This window comes from Paenibacillus sp. FSL M7-1414 (assembly GCF_038003195.1).
Classification (GTDB): domain Bacteria; phylum Bacillota; class Bacilli; order Paenibacillales; family Paenibacillaceae; genus Paenibacillus; species Paenibacillus amylolyticus.
In genome coordinates, this window is the sequence record NZ_JBBOOS010000001.1 from 6,014,423 (window position 1) to 6,033,439 (window position 19,017).

At 54.2% G+C, this 19,017-nt stretch carries 1 protein-coding gene; it reads right to left on the bottom strand.

Translation table 11 applies throughout. The annotated features are described in order from the left end of the window. Positions 1–94: 94 nt before the first annotated feature. A complete protein-coding gene (locus MHH92_RS26435) occupies positions 95–18,988 on the bottom strand; it encodes a non-ribosomal peptide synthase/polyketide synthase (RefSeq protein WP_340907161.1) in 18,894 nt (6,297 codons plus the stop codon). Positions 18,989–19,017: the final 29 nt, after the last annotated feature.

Here is a 19,017-nt window from a genome sequence, read left to right on the forward strand (position 1 = left end):
TACGTTCATAAACAAAGGGTCCTGATGACAACTGTCATCAGGACCCTTTGTTACATAACTTAAATACCCATTTTCACCCAAGCCGGGTAAAGGATTAGAAAATAATATCAATAGCCTCTAGCTCATCTTGCTCCTGTTCGGATTGCCCGTTCAGGGAAATATCCTTGAGCAGCACCGAAGGCTGTTCGCCAATTTGGGTGATGATCACGAGCAGGTCCTGAGCGAAATTGTCGATCAGATTGCGCGTAAACAACTTCGTCGCATATTCAAACTGCCCGTTCATTCCCTCATCCAGCAACGAAATGACCAAGGTAAGGTCAAATTGGGAAACCGCATGCGTTTCCGGATAAGATTCGATCTGGATATCCCCGAAGTTTTGAACGTTATCTTCCTTCGTTTCCAGCGCAAACATGACATCAAATACAGGATTTCGGCTTTGATCTCGCGGCACCTGCAGCTTTTTCACAAGCTCTTCAAACGGATAATCCTGGTGGTCGTAGGCCCCCAGCATCGTTTCTTTGACTTCGTTCAAGTAAACAAGGAACGTCTTCTCCCCGGATGGATAATGACGAATCGCCAACGTGTTGACAAACATTCCGATGAGCGGCTCCAGGTCGGCATGTGTGCGGCCCGAAACCGGTGTGCCTACAATGAAATCTTCTTGTCCCGAGTACTTGCTGAGCAGGATTGAATAGGCCGCCGATAACACCATATATAGGGTAGCACCGTTCTCATCGGCAATGCGCTGCAAGCTGTCGGTCATCTTCTTGTCGATACTGAAAGGTAGCACATCTCCCTCAAAGCTACGAGCGGCAGGTCTGACAAAGTCCGTAGGCAGCTCAAGCGTTGGCAGTTCACCTTCCAACATGTCCAGCCAGTAGGCTTCCTGGCGTTTCAGCCGTCCTTTTACAGGTTCGGACTGCTGCCAAGCGGCGAATTCCTTATATTGAATCCGAAGCGGTTCCAACGTCTCACCGTTATACAGGCGCAGCAGCTCTTCGATGAAGATACCCATGGACATGCCATCCGTGACGATATGATGAATGTCCAGCATAAGCAGATGACGTTCCGCTTCCCATTCAACTAAGCCCACACGCAGCAGCGGCGGCCGCTCCAAATCAAAGACACGTACAAAGGCATCTGCAATGCTTTTCGTTTCACTTTCCGTCGCCTTTGTATACTCGACGGCAAACTCCAAGTCCGAATAAATCCGTTGTACCGGTTCGCCGTCGACCATTTCGAAGCCAGTTCGTAAAACTTCGTGACGAGCGATTAATCCTTGGATCGCCGCCTCGAATTGATTCTGATCCAAGCGCCCGACAAGAACCGTCATGCCGGACATGTTGTAGCTAAGCTCGGCCCCTTCCATCTGCTGCTGGATGTACAGCCGCTTTTGCACAGAGGAAAGCGGATAATACTCCCTTTTATCCAGAACCGGAATGGAAAGGAATTCCTGCTGCTCCAGTCGGCTAATCACTTCAGCCATCGCTTCAATAGTCGAGTACCGGAATACATCGCGCAGTGGCAGGTCCACGTGCAGCTCCTTGTGCACCTTGCTGACCAGCGTCGTCGCCCGCAGCGAGTGACCGCCGAGGTCGAAGAAGTTGTCCGTCACACCAATCGTAACTGACCCAAGCACGTCCTGCCAGATGGAGACCAGTTTCGTCTCCAGATCGGTGCGCGGCGCCACGTATTCACGCCCTGCACTTGCTCCCTCTTCCGGCGTCGGTAGCGCTTTCCGGTCGATTTTCCCGTTTGGTGTCAAAGGTAAATGCTCCAGCTCCACAAAGTACGACGGGATCATATAACCTGGCAGCTCGCTGGAGATCGCTCGTTTCAGGTCGGCCGCCGTCAGTTCGATATCCGTTGTGTAGTAGGCGCACAGCGCCTTTTGACCGTTCGCATCACTTCGAACCAGCACCACCGCTTCGCGTATACCTACCACCCGCAGCAGCTGCGACTCAATCTCACCCGTTTCGATCCGGTAGCCCCGGATTTTCGCTTGATTGTCGATCCGGCCGATGAAATCCACGTTTCCGTCCTCCATCCACCTCGCCAAATCTCCCGTGCGATATAACCGCTCACCAGCGGTGAAAGGACTGTCTACAAACTTCTCTTCCGTCAGCTCTGGACGGTTCAAGTACCCGCGCGCCACACTGACTCCGCCGATAACCAATTCGCCCAGCACGCCGACTGGCACCGGGTTCAGATGTGCATCCACGATGTAAAACTTCGCATTCAACCACGCTTTGCCAATCGGCACATGGCCTGTCTGCGGCAGTTTCGCCAATTCTTCGTCATAGAAACTGGAGTCGATTGCCGCTTCCGTCACACCATAGGCGTTAATGATGCGGAACGACGAGCCAAACCGCTCCTGCAAGGTACGGTAATCCGCTACACTGCAGCTGTCCGAGCTTGTGATCAACAGCTCCATACCACTTAACTTTAGCCCCTGCTCATGCACGTATTGCATAAACGGCACGATCAGTGCTGGTGTTGATTCAAAGATCGTCACTTGCTCCTGCTCTATCCAGTGGTGCAGACGAGACGGATCAATCCGGTCGTCCTTCGGTACAATGACCATGGTGCCTCCGTTATACAACGTGCGTGCGATATCGCCCACGAAAACATCAAACGAGAAGCTTGCGAGTTGCAGCAGTCGCACCGGGAACTGATCCAACCGGTATTCCCGTCGGTAGCCCGCTGCCGTGTTCACTAGGCTGCGATGCTCGATCATCACGCCTTTTGGCTTGCCCGTCGTTCCCGATGTGTAGATGACGTACGCCAGATCCTCCGGACGGGCTTCATGGAAGCTGTCCATACCGACAACATCAACATCATTTGGATGACTCTCGCCACCACCGTTCACAGCCCCCGTTAGCTTGCCGTTGACTCGATCGGGAGCACTGTTGGAGCCTTGGCCAAAGTCCATTGGCACATTGCTTCGTTCCTCGCTGTATGACGTTTCGTCGTCGAGATACAGCACCGTCGCCAGTGCCAGTTCCTCTTCACCGAGCCAGGCTTCGGCACGCTCTCGCAGCGGCGTTTGCGTCAGCAGCACCTTCGCTCCGCTGTCTTCGAGCATGAACCGCACACGGTCTGCCGGATAATCCGGGTCGAGGGGTACATACGCCCCGCCTGCTTTCCAGACGGCCAGCACGGCCACCAACAGGTCCACCGAACGCTCGGCGAGAATGCCAACAATCTCCTCACGGCCGATTCCACTTGCGCGCAGCATCGCCGACAGGCGGTTCGCCCGCTCGTTCAGCTCCACATACGTCAGCCGATCGTTTTCGTAAACGACAGCTTCAGCTTCCGGCGTGTGTTCCGCCTGTTCCTCGAACAGTCGATGGAACGCTGCCATAGGAGCCTCTTCCGGTTGCGCAGGGTTAAACGCGCCGACAATCTGCTCTTTTTCCTCTGCCGTTAACAAGTTCAGCTCGGCAATAGTCGCCGACGGGTTGCAGAGAATGGATTCAAGCAGCTGCAAGTAGTGAACAGCCAATTTCTCCACCGTTTCGGTTTTGTATAGAGCTGTGGCGTATTCAAACAGATATTCCAAGCCGTCCTCAATCTCGGTGACGTCCAAGCTGAGATCGAATTTGGAAACAATTTCTTCGCTGGCATACGTCGACAGATGCAGTCCCGGAAGCTGAATTTCTACATTTTCTGTATTCTGCAAAGCAAACATCGTATCAAACAGTGGATGACGGCGTAGATCACGAGCCACGTTTACCTTATCCACCAGTTCCTCAAACGGATAATTCTGATGTTCAAAAGCACCAAGCGTTGTCTCCTTGATTTCCTTCAAGTAGTCAAGGAACGTTTTACCGGCAGCCGGGTAACTGCGGATGGCCAATGTATTAACGAACATCCCGATCAGCGGTTGAACGTCGCTGTGATTTCTGCCCGCAATCGGCGTACCAACCACCACGTCTTCCTGACCTGAATATTTATGCAGAAGCACGTTATACGCCGCAAGCAGAACCATGTAAAGCGTTGCGCCGTTTTCAGCTGCAAGCCGTTTCAGACCTTCGCTTTTCTCAATATTCATAAACAATTGCAGCGTACGGCCCTCGTAGCTCTGCATAGCCGGGCGCGGATAGTCCGTTGGCATTTCCAGAACTGGCAGTTCTCCGCTGAACATGTCAATCCAGTAGGCTTCCTGCTTGGCAAGCTGCGTTTTCTGCTCGTCCGATTGCTGCCATACTGCATAATCTTTGTACTGAATGCGGAGTGGCTTGAGCGGCTCCCCGCTGTACAAGTGCACAAACTCTTCGATCAGTACGTCCATTGAAACGCCGTCCGATACGATATGATGTGTATCGAACATCAGGATGTGCCGGTCCGGCGCCAGTTCGGCAATGCCCACCCGCAGAAGTGGTGGCTTGGCTAGATCAAACGCACGAACGAATTGGCGCACCGTTTCTTCCGCCTGCTCCCCGCTGATCTGCACATATTCCACCTGGAAGGTGACTTCTTCGTAAATCCGCTGAACTGCTTCGCCTTCAACCATCTCAAAGCCGGTACGCAGCGTTTCATGACGAGCTACAAGCCCGCGGAATGCTTCTTCAAACTGCTGCCGGTTGAGCTGCCCTTCGAGTAGCATAGCTCCTGGTATGTTGTAGCTCAGCTCGCCTCCTTCCAGCTGGTTCAAAATATAGAGACGTTTCTGCGCAGAAGAGAGCGGATAATACTCGCTAGGTTCCGCAGCCGGAATAGCCATAAACGAGCCGATCTCCAAATGCTCCATAGCCACAGCCATTTCCTCAACTGTCGAGTAGCGGAATACGTCGCGAAGCGGGAATTGGGCGCCCAGCTCCTTATGCATTTTGCTGACAAGTGTTGTCGCCCGCAGGGAGTGTCCTCCGAGGTCGAAGAAGTTGTCCGTTACGCCTACCGCCTTCTCCCGAACAAGCACTTCCTGCCAAATGACGGCCAGTTTTGCCTCCAGTTCGGTGCGCGGTGCCACGTATTCGCGGCCTCCGCCTGCTCCCCCTTCTGGCGCTGGCAGCGCCTTCCGGTCAATTTTCCCATTTGGCGTTAGAGGCAATTGCTCCAGTTCGACGAAATACGACGGAATCATGTATCCCGGTAGCTCGCTGGAGATCGCCCGTTTCAAATCTGCCGCCGTCAAGCCTTTTTCCACTGTATAATAAGCGCACAACGCTTTCTGCCCTTCTTGATCTTCCCTGACAACAACTACCGCTTCCTTCACGCTACCTACACTCAGCAGCTTTGCTTCGACTTCGCCCGTCTCGATCCGGTAGCCCCGGATTTTTGCCTGGTTATCGATCCGGCCGATGAAGTCCACGTTGCCGTCCTCCATCCACCTCGCCAAATCTCCCGTGCGATATAACCGCTCACCCGCGGTGAAAGGGCTGTCTACAAACTTCTCTTCCGTCAGCTCTGGACGGTTCAAGTACCCACGTGCTACGCCAACGCCGCCGATGACCAGCTCGCCCAGCACACCGACGGGTACGGGATTCAGATGTGCATCCACGATGTAAAACTTCGCATTCAACCACGCTTTGCCAATCGGCACATGGCCTGTCTGCGGCAGTTTCGCCAATTCTTCGTCATAGAAACTGGAGTCGATTGCCGCTTCCGTCACACCATAGGCGTTAATGATGCGGAACGACGAGCCAAACCGCTCCTGCAAGGTCCGGTAATCTGCCACACTGCAGCTGTCCGAGCTTGTAATCAACAGCTCCATACTGCTTAACTCTAGTCCATGCTCATGCACGTATTCCATGAACGGCACGATTAGTGCTGGTGTTGATTCAAAGATCGTCACTTGCTCCTGCTCTATCCAGTGGTGCAGACGAGACGGATCAATCCGGTCGTCCTTCGGTACAATGACCATGGTGCCTCCGTTATACAACGTGCGTGCGATATCGCCCACGAAAACATCAAACGAGAAGCTTGCGAGTTGCAGCAGTCGCACCGGGAACTGATCCAACCGGTATTCCCGTCGGTAGCCCGCTGCCGTGTTCACTAGGCTGCGATGCTCGATCATCACGCCTTTTGGCTTGCCCGTCGTTCCCGACGTGTAGATGACGTACGCCAGATCCTCCGGACGGGCTTCATGGAAGCTGTCCATACCGACAACATCAACATCATTTGGGTGACTCTCATTACGGTCGTTCACAGCACCCGTCAGCTCGCTGGAGATCAGACCTGAAACCATGCTGGAGCCTTGGCCGAAGTCCATTGGTGCATTCGCTCGATCTTCGCTGTATGACGTTTCGTCATCGAGATACAGCACCTTCTCCAGTGCTAGTTCCTCTTCGCCGAGCCAGGATTCGGCACGCTCTCGCAGCAGCGTTTGTGTCAGCAGTACCTTCGCTCCGCTGTCTTCCAGCATGAACCGCACGCGGTCCGCCGGATAATCCGGGTCAAGCGGTACATACGCCCCTCCCGCTTTCCAGACGGCCATCACGGCCACCAGCAAATCGACCGAACGCTCGGCGAGAATGCCAACGATGGTCTCCCGGCCTATTCCGCTTGCACGTAGCGTGGTCGACAGGCGGTTCGCCCGCTCGTTCAGCTCCGCATACGTCAGCCGATCCTTCTCGTATACGATGGCCTCCGCTTCCGGCGTGCGTTCCGCCTGTTCCTCGAACAGTCGATGGAACGCTGCCACAGGAGCCACTTCCGGCTGCACCGGATTAAACACGCCGACAATTTCTTCTTTTTCCGCCGCCGTCAAAAGCTCTAACTCATGTACACGAACATTCGGATTAGCCGCAACCTGCTCCAATGCACGGGCAAAATGACCGTGGATCTGCCTGATGTCTTGCTCTCTGAATGTCAGTGCATTGTACGTAAACCGCAGCAAAATATGCTCTTCCGGAATGACGGTAATGTCCAGATCGTAGTTCGTTTGTTCCGGCGATTGGATATTAGCGATTTTCAGCGCTTCTTGTCCTCCGCCGACAACCTGCTCAATCTGTTCTTCCATCGGATAATTTTCAAAGACCATAATATGGTTGATCAAGTCGCTCTTTTGCTCGCTCAGCGACTGAATTTCGAAGAGCGGGAACGTTTCGTAAGCTCCCGATGTCAGCGCTTGATCCTGGGTTTTTCTCAAAATATCGGCTACCGTCTCCTCGGCTTTGCCTTGAATACGGACAGGGATCGTATTAATAAACAGACCGATCATGCTTTCGATACCCGGAATCTCCGCTGGACGCCCGGATACGACGGAGCCAAATACAACATCTTCGCTGTTGTTGTATACCTGCAGAACCAGTCCCCATACGGTCTGCATGAATGTATTAAGCGTCACCTGATGCTGGCGCGCCACCCGCTCGATTTGCCCAGTCAGTTCTTTGCTGAGTTCCACATCGATCTCAGCTGCTTCAAAAGCGCCCTGCTTCAGCCCTGTTTTCTCCCGAGGCAGCTTGGTCTGCTGATCATAACCCGCCAAATACTCGGACCAGTAACGCGAAGCTTTCGCGGCATCTTGAGCTTCCAGCCATTCGATATACCGAGAGTACGAGGTAACCGGAGGAAGCTCCAGCGTCCGCTGCTCCTGGAACGCGAAGTAGGTGTCGAACACTTCCTTGATCATTAAGGACATGCACCAGCCGTCCAACAAAATGTGATGGTGACTCCAGATCACTTGGTAGGACTCGTCGCCCGTACGCAAAACTGTAACGCGCATCAGAGAGCCTTGGGCCAAATCGAACTTGTTCGCTTTATCCGCGCTGACAAAATCGGCTATCGTCTTCTCCGGGTGTTCATCTCTTTCCGAGCGAATATCTTCAAAGTACACTTCACACTTCCGCTCGCGGAATACCACTTGAATCGGCTCGTCTCTCCAGCCGGTAATAAAATTGGTCCGCAGCGCCTCATTTCGCTGTACCAGCGTATCCAATCCGCGGGTGAAGGCTTCCACATTCAGGCTTCCATACAGATCGAAGGTCACCTGTTCGAAGTAGGCTTCCGAATCGGCATCCAGCAAGCTGTGGAACAACATCCCTTTTTGCAGCGGAGTCAGGGTGTATACATTCTCCAGTTCACCGAGTGCCGTCGTATGTTCTGACAGCCGCTCCAGTTCCTCCACCGTCACATCTTGAAGCAGTACGTCACTAGGCGTAAGCTCCGGCCGCTCTTTCGATACGCAATGGCTGATGACTTCACGCAAACTCGATTGAAGCAGGGTGCCCAGGCGCTCAACCGTCTCCCGTTGATACTGGGTTTCCCCATAACGGATCGCAAGTTCCAACACGCCTTCCGATACCATACCGTTGATATCGAGGACATAATTCATCACAGCATTCGGGCTTGAATCGGAGCCCGGACTGAACGGAGACGGCTGCGAGCCGCTGCTTTCATAATCCTGGTCGAACTGACCCAGATAGTTGAAACTGATCTCCGGCTCTAAAGCAAAGCGCTCGCCGTCATGCGGCGCCGACAAATAACGCAGGATGCCGTAGCCGATTCCTTTGTTCGGAATGCGGCGCAAGTTTTCTTTCACCTGTTTCACCTGATGACCGAGTGCCTGAGCGTGACCTGGCTCCAGAACAACAGGGAATTGGCTTGTGAACCAGCCTACCGTGCGTGTAATGTCCACATCTGGCAAAAGTTCTTCCCGGCCGTGGCCTTCAAGATTCACCAGCACGCGTTCTTGACCGCTCCAAGCTTGTACTGAGAGGCCCAGCGCAGCAAGCAGCAAATCGTTCATTTCTGTATGGTAAGCACGGTGTGCCTGCTTCAGCAGTTGTTCGGTTTCCTCCGCCGTCCAGCGGACAGTCACGATCCCGCTGTCCTTCAGCTTGGATCTGCCTTGTTCAAAATCTTTCGGAAGCGGCTCATAGGTCAATTGCTCGATATGCTGCCAATACGCTCTCTCACTTTCCATCGCCGGACCGTTCGCATAATCAGCGAGCTGTTTCGCCCACGTTTGGAATGAGTCCGTTTTGAGCGGCAGACGGATCAGCTTCCCTTGCAGCGCCTGCTCATAGCCGGCAGCAAAATCCTCAAGCAGAATCCGCCAGGATACGCCGTCTACGACCAAGTGGTGGATCGCGATCAGCAGATGATCTCCATCCGCACAACGGAACAAGCCGAGCTTCAGCAAAGGCCCTGCCTGCAGGTCAATGCTGCGCTGAAGCTCGTTCGCCTTGGCTTCGATCGCCTGCGCGCAGTCCGTCATTCCGCGGAAATCGATCACTTCTAGGCTGTAGAGCTCGCCGTCACTTTCCTCGATGGCCCGGTTCCATGCCGCATACCCGCTCTCGGTCCAGCTAAAGACGAGGCGCAGCGCATCGTGATGCTCGGCCAGCTTCCGCACGGCCTGACGAAGCGCCGCTTCGTCATAGCCTTCCTCCCGGTACAGCATCACCGCCTGGTTAAAGTGGTGCAGCTCGGCGAACGACTGCTCGAAGAACCAGCGCTGAATCGGCGTCAGCCCCGTCTCTCCCGTAGCTGCCCCCTGATCGGCGCGTCTTAAGACCGACTGGAGATACGGGCTTAATTCCGCTACGGTCGGATATTTGAACAAATGCTTAATTTCCAGCTTGTACCCGGCCTGATGTAGCCTGGACGACACCTGGATCGATTTAATTGAATCCCCGCCGAGTTCGAAGAAATTGTCCATCACGCCGATCGGACGACCCGTTCCCAGCACCTTTTGCCACACCGCAACCAACGTCTGCTCCGCCGCCGTCCGGGGCGCCACGTATTCCGTTCCAACGAGCATACTGCTTTCCGGTGCGGGCAGCGCCTTGCGGTCAAGCTTCCCGCTGTGTGTGAGGGGCATCCGCTCCAGCTGCACGAAGTAGGACGGAATCATGTACGCAGGCAGATCCTCCGCCAGCGCGCTTCGCAGCTCGCTCGCCGCAAGCGGCTTGTCCGCCACGAAGTACGCGCAGAGCTGCTTCTGACCGGCTTCGTCCTCTCTGGCGATGACAACCCCCTCTTGTACGGACGCCGCTTTCAGGACCTGCGCCTCCACCTCGCCGAGTTCGATCCGGTACCCGCGGATTTTCACCTGATGGTCGATCCGGCCCATATACTCGATGTTGCCGTCCGGCAGCCATCTGGCCAGATCGCCCGTCCGGTACATCCGCCCGCCCGGCGCGAACGGACACTCTACGAATTTCTCCGCGGTCAGCTCGGGACGGTTCAAGTAGCCTCTAGCCAGACCTTCGCCCGCGATGCACAACTCGCCCGGCACGCCGATCGGCTGCAGCGCTGTCGTCCCTTCCTTGACAATATGCAGCCGTATGTTCGAGATCGGCTTGCCGATCGGCACCGATACATACGCCTCTTCCGGTCCGCAATCGTAGTACGAGACATCAACCGTCGCTTCCGTAGGCCCATAAAGGTTGATCAGCTGCGCTTGATTCACGGATGACGAAATCCACTGCCAGAACCGGCTCACATGCGACGTCGCCAGCGCTTCCCCGCTTGCAAACACCCGTTTCAGCGAAGACAGCTTGTTACCCAGATCTTCGCTCGGCTGACGCTCGACATATTCGAGGAAGGCGTGCAGCATCGACGGCACGAAGTGCATCGTGGTGACGGCTTGCCGTTCGATCGTATCCAGAATCGTCTCGGGATTCTTCTCCCCGCCCGGCGGCAGCAAGCAAACTTTGGCCCCCGTCCAAGCCCACCAAAACAGCTCCCACACGGAAACGTCGAAGGTAATCGCCGTCTTTTGCAGAATCGTATCCCTGGAGTCAATCGGATAAGCATTCTGCATCCACAGCAGCCGGTTGATCACCGGACGGTGCTCCACCATGACGCCTTTGGGCTTGCCTGTCGAGCCCGATGTGTAAATGACGTAGGCCAAGTGCTCCGGTCCGCTCGCCGGCTCCAGGTTCGAGCCGTCTTCATCATACGCGGATGGATCGTTCAGATCGACGAGCGATAGACCGCCAAGTGGCTCTGTCCCGGCAAATGACGCGCTTTCCCGCAAATGGCTCTGAATCAGCAGCAGCCTAGCGCCCGAATCTTCGAGCATGTAGCGGATGCGCTCCTGCGGGAATTGCGGGTCAATCGGCACGTAGGCGCCCCCGGCCTTCAAGATTGCATAGATGCCGACAATCATCTCTAGCGAGCGCTCGGCCATGATCGCGATCGGCTGATCGGCCTGCGCGCCAGAGGCACGCAAGAATCGCGCCAGCCGGTTCGCCCGCTCGTTCAACTCCCGGTAAGTCAGGCTGCTGTCCTCATAGACAACGGCCACTTGCTCCGGCGTTCGCTCTGCTTGCTCCTCGAACAGCTCGTGGATCGTTCTCTCTCTCCACGACTCATCCGCTTCCAAGCCTAGACCCTCTGAGGCAGATTGCTTCGCCAGAGCCGCAGACGACACGGCAAACCCGACCAGCAAATCATGCTTTTCGCTGTCCTTCAAAATATTCAAATCCGAGATCCTCGCACCCGGCTGAGCCAGGATCGATGCCAAAAGCTGCTCGTAATGACCCGCCAGCCGTACCATCGTTTCCTGTCTAAACAACGAGGTAGCGTACTCGATCTTGCAAACCAGCTCGTTACCCTCTTCCACGATATCCAGGCTAAGATCAAACTTTGCTCTCTTTTCCTCGATGTCAAACAGCGACCATTGCAAACCTTCCAGGGCTAAATCCAGGCTTTCGTGCTTTTGCAAAGAAAACATGGTGTCAAACAGCGGATTCCGGCTTAAATTCCGGCTCACCTGAAGAGCTTCTACCAGCTCCTCGAACGGATAGTCCTGGTGCTCGTAGGCTCCAAGCGTCGTTTCCTTCACATCCTGCAAGTAATCCAGGAACGTCCGCTCTGCCGTTGGACCCAAGCGAAGGGCCAGCGTATTGACAAACATGCCGATAATCGGTTGCAGGTCGGCGTGAGAACGAGCGGCAATCGGAGTGCCGACTACGATATCTTCCTGTCCCGCGTATTTATGAAGCAATACGGAGTAAGCAGCCAGCAGAAGCATGTACAGCGTCGCCCCCGAATCTCCGGCAAGCCGTTTTAGAGCTTCGCTTTTCTCCGCATCCAGCGCAAACGTGAGCGTTTGACCGTCAAACTGCCGGACGGCTGGGCGGGAAAAGTCAAGAGGCAGCTCAAGAACCGGAAGCTCGGAGCTGAATACCCCACGCCAGTATTCCTCCTGCCGTTTGATACGCTGACATTGCTCGTCGGATTGCTGCCAAACGGCGTAATCCTTGTATTGAATCCGCAGCTCCGGCAATTCTTCCCCATTGTAAAGCCCCACAAATTCGCGTAGTAGCACGTCCATGGAAAGACCGTCGGAACCAATATGATGCATATCCAGCGCAAGCAGGAATTTCTCTTTTTCAAGTATGATCAGCAGGACGCGCAGCAAAGGCGGCTGGGTCAAGTCAAAAGGCTGAATGAAGCCTTCCAGAATGGCCGCGACCTGATCTTTGGTTGCTTGAAGCTTCTCGACCTTGAAATCTACGAGCGGATGAATACGCTGAACCGGCTCTCCATTCACGATTTCAAAACCGGTGCGCAGCATATCGTGCCGGGCCACCAAAGTAGTCAGCGCCTTTTCCACTTTGGCCTCGTTCAAAGTCCCTTTCAATTGCAAGGCGCTCGGAATGTTGTAATTCAGCTCCGAGCTATCTAGCTGGTGCAGGACATACAGCCTTTTTTGCGCAGAGGAAACTGGATAGTATGCTTTCTCTTCCGCTTTTGGAATGGAGCTGTGCTCTGATTCTTCCAAGCTGGCAATAGCCCCGGCCATCGATTCCACCGTCATATAGCGGAACACATCGCGCAGCGGAAGTTCAACGTTCATTTCCTTACGAATCTTGCTGACAAGGTTTGTCGCCCGCAAGGAATGCCCTCCGAGCTCGAAGAAATTGTCCAGGATTCCAATGCCGGAGTAACCCAGCACTTCCTCCCAGATCTGTACAAGCTGGGACTCAATAAGGTTACGAGGGGCTACGTGTTCGATGCCCGTTTGCAGGCTACCTTGCGGCTCCGGCAGTGCTTTGCGGTCCACTTTGCCGTTAGACGTCAGCGGCATGCGCTCCAGCTGCACGAAATACGACGGGATCATGTATCCCGGCATTCCCTGTGCCAGCGAGGTTCTCATTTCGCTGACTGTCAGCGTCCGGTCTGCAACAAAGTAGGCAACAAGTGCCTTCTCTCCCTCGTTGTCCTGACGGGCGAGCACCACCGCTTCTTCCACGCCCTCCACGTTCAGAAGTTGCGTCTCGATTTCGTCCAGCTCGATCCGGTACCCGCGGATTTTGACCTGATGGTCGATCCGGCCGAGGTATTCAATGTTGCCGTCCGGTAGCCATGCCGCCAAGTCGCCTGAGCGATACAGTTTTTCCCCCTCCGCAAACGGGGAATCAACGAACTTTTCCGCCGTCAAATCCGGTCGATTCAGGTATCCTCTTGCCAGGCCTTCACCGGCCACGTACATTTCGCCTGCTACGCCGATCGGAACAGGACGACGGTTTTCATCCAGAACATACACGCTCAGCGTCGGGATCGGCTTGCCGATATTACTCTTTGCCGCCTCCATCTCGATCCATGTAATTTCCTTATACGTCACGTGAACCGTCGTCTCGGTAATACCGTACATATTGATCAGCTTTGTCTCCGGGTACTTCGTCTTGAAACCCTTGAGCAACAGCGGGCTGAGTGCTTCGCCGCCGAAGATGACGTTGCGAATCCGCAGATTGTACGGATGGTCCGCTAAAACCTCACGCAGCAGTTGGTAGAAATATGTTGGCGTCTGGTTCAAAATCGTGACCCGTTCGCGGCTCAGCAGTGCCAAGAACTCGGCTGGATTTTTCGCCGTAAGTGGCGGTACGATAACCAGCTTTCCTCCATTCAGAAGTGCTCCGTACATCTCCCAGACGGAGAAATCGAAGCAGAACGAGTGGAATAACGTCCACGTGTCGGACGGCCCAAAGTCGAACAGGTTCTTGTCGTTGAACAAAAGGCGCACGACGTTTTTATGCTCAATCAACGTGCCTTTGGGTTTGCCGGTCGTTCCCGATGTGTAGATGACATAAGCCAAGTTACCCGGGCCAGAAATTGGTTCCAGATTCGAAGCGTCCAGTGCATCAGCGGAGTCCGCCCCTTTGTGGCCCCAAACGAAATCGTCCAATTCAAGGCGCGTTCCTGCGAAATCGGTCTTCTCATGCAAATGCTTTTGAATCAGCAATAACGGTGCGCCCGAATCCTCAATCATGAAGCGGATGCGTTCCTCCGGGTAGTCGGGATCGACAGGCACGTAGGCTCCGCCCGCTTTGAGAATCGCCAGAATGCCGACGACCATATCAAGTGAACGTTCGGCCAGAATCGCTACCAACTGATCCGCTTCGACTCCTGTCTCCCGCAGCTTACGCGCAAGGCGATTGGATCGCTCGTTCAGTTCGTGGTAGCTCAGCTGCCGCTCATTCATGACAGCGGCCACGTTATCCGGGTAAAGCTTCGCCTGCTCTTCGAACAAGCCATGAATCGTCTGCTGACGCGGGTAGTCTGCCTCCGAATCATTAAAACCGCGCACCAGTTCACGGATTTCCTGCTCGGTTAGCATTTCCAGCGAAGCAATATCCCCTTCCGGCGCTGTTGCGATAGTTTCGAGTAGCTTGTCATAATGTCTGGCGAACCGTTCCGCGGTCTCCTGTTTATACAAAGCCGTAGCGTACTCCAACCGGCATTCGAGCTGGCCATCCAGTTCCGAAATGTCCAGAAGCAGCTCGAACTTAGACGTTCGGTTTTCCAACGGATAAAACGATTGCTCCAGCCCCTCGATGACAATTTGCTCATTCTCCGTATTTTGCAGGGAGAAGAACGTATCAAAGAGCGGATTCCGGCCGGTCGCGCGCGGAATATGAAGACTTTCCACCAAATCTTCGAACAAATAATTTTGGTGTTCAAAAGCCCCGAGTGTGATTTCCTTCATTTCTTCCAGGTACTTAAGGTACGGCTTGGAACGCTCCGGATGGCTGCGAATGGCAAGCGTGTTGATAAACATACCTACGATTGGCTGCACTTCTTCCTGCGTTCTTCCGGCAATCGGGGTCCCCACGATCAGATCTTCCTGACCCGAGTATTTATGCATAAGGATCGAGTAAGCAGACAACAGCACCATGTACAGGGTCGTGCCCGTCCGTGCGGCCAGTTCTTTCAGCTTCTCCGTCCGTTCTTTCCCAATATCAAACTTCACGGTCCGGCCGTCAAAACTTTGCACCGCAGGCCGCGGGAAGTCCGTCGGAAGTTCCAATACAGGCAGCTCGCCCGACAGCTGTTCCAGCCAGTACTCCTTCTGCGGCTGGATCAACTGCCCGTAGGCTTCGGAATGCTGCCAAACGGCATAATCTTTGTATTGAATACGCAACGGAGCCAGCTCCTCACCCCGATACAGGCGGCTGAACTCGTCGAAAAGCAATGCTGTCGAGATGCCATCCGAGACGATGTGATGCATATCGAACAACAGGATGTGGCGATCCTCGGCGACTTCGATCAGGCCGATGCGAAGAAGTGGCGGCTTAGTCAGATCAAACGGGTGATAGTATGCTTCCACCACATGGTCCACTTCTCGCTCGCTCGCCTGGAAATAATCTACAGCAAACTCCACCTCGTCATAGATGCGCTGCACAAGCTCGCCTTGAACCTGCTCAATCCCGGTAAGCAGCGTCTCATGGCGCTGAATCAGTGCCCGGAACGCGTACTCTACGCGCTTGCGGTCCAACTTGCCTTCGAGAAGAAGCGCCGCCGACATATTGTAGCTGCGCTCTGCCGCGTCAAGCTGGCGCAGGACGTACAGACGCTTTTGCTCGGATGAAACTGGATAATACTCGGCCTCTGCCGCCTTTGTAATCTCATACGTCTCCTGCTGCTTGAAACCGCTAATTCTTTGGGCAAGTTGTTCGATCGTGGTGTAGCGGAAAACGTCCCGCAGCGGAACCTCGACTTGCAGCTCTTTTCGAATCTTGGAAACAAGCGCGGAGGCCCGCAAGGAATGACCACCCAGGTCAAAGAAATCGTCTTGGACTCCAACTCGCACAATACCCAGCACCTGCTGCCAAATAAGAGCAAGTCTTGTTTCCAGCGTTGTGCGAGGAGCCACATACTCACGGCCGGCTTCTATCTCTCCGGTCGGTTCAGGCAGCGCTTTACGGTCAATCTTGCCATTCGGTGTGAGCGGAAGCTGATCAAGAGACACCAGTCGGGCCGGGACCATATGGGCCGGCAGCTCTTGCTTCAATTGGGACAGCAGATCGCTCAGCTGCAAGGAAACATCCCCCGCCACGTAACCGCACAAATACTTTTGCCCCTGCTCATCCGTACGGTCAGTCACCACAGCCTGCTTGACCCCCGGGAAACTGAGCAGGGTCGTTTCAATTTCACCGAGTTCGATCCGGAACCCGCGAATTTTCACCTGATAGTCGATCCGGCCGATGAAGTCAACGTTGCCGTCTTCCAGCCAGCGGGCCAAATCTCCTGTCCGATACAGACGTTCTCCAGGCACAAACGGGCTGTCTGCAAACTTCTCGGTGGTTAGGTCCGGACGGTTCCAATACCCGCGCGCCACCCCGGCGCCGCCGATGACAAGCTCACCCGGAACCCCTACAGGAACCGGCTTTAACCCGGCATCGACAATGTAAAACCGGGCGTTCAGCCAGGCTTTGCCGATCGGCACATGACCCAACAATGGCAGCTTGTCCAGCGGCTCATCGTAAAAACTGCTGTCAATGGCCGCTTCGGTAACGCCGTAGCTGTTGATGATGCGGAATTGTCCGCCGAATCTTTCCTGCAGCAATCGGTAATCGGTGACACTGCAAGCATCCGAGCTGGTAATCAGCAAATGCATGGAGCTGACGTCCAGCCCTTCTTCATAAATATGCTGCATGAACGGTAGGATAAGCGCAGGTGTCGATTCAAATACCGTAATGTTTTGGTCCCGAATCCAGCCGTATAAGCGGTTCGGATCAATCCGGTCATCCTTTGGCACAATTACCATCGTTCCTCCGTTATACAGCGTCCTCGCGATGTCTCCAACGAACACGTCAAACGAGAAGCTCGCCAGTTGCAGCAACCGCACCGGGAACTGATCCAACCGGTACTCGCGGCGGTACGCATCCGCCGTATTCATGAGACTACCATGCTCGATCATGACGCCTTTTGGGCGTCCCGTCGTACCGGAGGTGTAAATCACATAAGCCAAGTCTTGTGGGGCACTGTCAGCAGATTCAAATTCCACGGCTGAGGTATCCCCGTTATACATCTGTTCATCGTCCATCGCATAGACTGCTTGAAGCTTCAGCCGGTCATCGGCCAGCCAACCTCCGGCCCCCTCCAACAGATGACGCTGCGTAAGCAGCACCGATGCTTTGCTATCGCTGAGCATGTACTCAATCCGCTCCGCAGGATAATCGGGGTCCAGCGGTACATAAGCTCCGCCGGCTTTCCATACGGCGAGCACACCGACCAGCAGTTCCACCGAGCGCTCCGCCCAGATCCCCGTAATCGTCTCCCTTCCCACGCCCTGTTCCCGAAGGAGCGCAGCCAGCCGCTCGGCGCGTTTGTTCAATTCGCCGTAAGTCAGCTGTTTGTCCATGTAAACAACTGCCGGGTGATCCGGAATGTCTCGGGCAAACTTTTCGACATACCGATGAAACGCTATTCCCTCGCTCAGTGCTGCCACCGGCGGGTTAAACACGTCCAGAATACGGTGTCTCTCCTCATCGCTCAACAGAGAAATCTCGCGCACCCGCAGTTCGGGAGTCTCAAGAAACTGGTCCAAAACGGTTACATACTGCTCCATAATGCGATCAATCTCGGTCGTCTCGAACAGGCCGGTACGATAGGAAGCATGGAGAATGACATGGCCTTCATTCAGCATATGGTCGAAGCGCAGCAGTAGATCGTCCATCTCGTGTCTAGCAAAGTGAGCCTCCAGACGTACCTTGATTTCTTCGTACTCCACGATTTTCAAAGGCAGATATTCCAGAGACGTGCGGAACAACTCCGAAAGATCGTTGCGGCCGTGTTGTTCGCGTAAATCCTGGATCAATTGGTTATAAGGATATTTCTGATGCCGCAGATCCGCCGTATTTTCCTTGGAAACCGTTTGGATCAAGGAAAGCACGGACCCAACTGGATTCAGACTAATCCGCGTAGCCACGGTGCTGACGAACATACCGATCGTTTCTTTTTCCTTCTTGCTGGTGCGATTGGCAAACACCGTGCCGACTGGAACATCGGTGCTGTCGGTCAGCTTATACAATAAGACGTACATGGCGGACAAAAATAACGTATATAAACTAACCTGATATTGTTCGCTAAAAGCCAGAATGCGGTCATAGCGGGAACCATCCAAAGTGATGGAACGTTTATTCGATTCGCTGCCAATCGAGAATGGCGGAACCGATTTAATGCCGCTCGTTTCAGGCAAAGTGTTGTACTTGGTCAGCCAATATTCCTTGCCTTTTTGATAACGCTGCGATTGCTCATATTCATGCTCAGTTGAAATATAATCCAGATAGGATGGGGCCTGGTAACTCCTGAAGATGCCATTGCGAAGTTCCAGGTATTTTTCCATCACCGCATGCAGCAAAGCAGTGACGGACAAGCCATCGGCGATGATATGATTTATAGTCAAATTAAGCCATACTTGGCCGTTCGCAAAATGGATCATCGTAAATTGGTAGAGGTGTTCGTCGAACACACTGGCCGGTTTTTCGGTTACTTCTTTCACCCAAGCATAGAATTGTTCGGTCGTGCCTATTTCGAGGTGGCTTATCCTGGTTTGGACATTCTCCAGCTCTTCGAACCACTGCGTTGGATTTTGCATATCCCCGCTAATGCGGATTCGGAAAGCGTCATAGGTTTTGACAATCTCTGCCGCCGCTTGCTCAAGCAGCTTGGTGTCGATCTCGCCCGTAATCTGGTAGGTCGCGGAAAGCATCGTGATGGATGTGCCCGGATTCATAATTTCCATGAACCATATCCGGCGCTGGGCTTGCGTTAATCCATATTGCTTGTTCGTATTCTCTCTCACATCGACACACTCCCGTATTAGAGATTGTT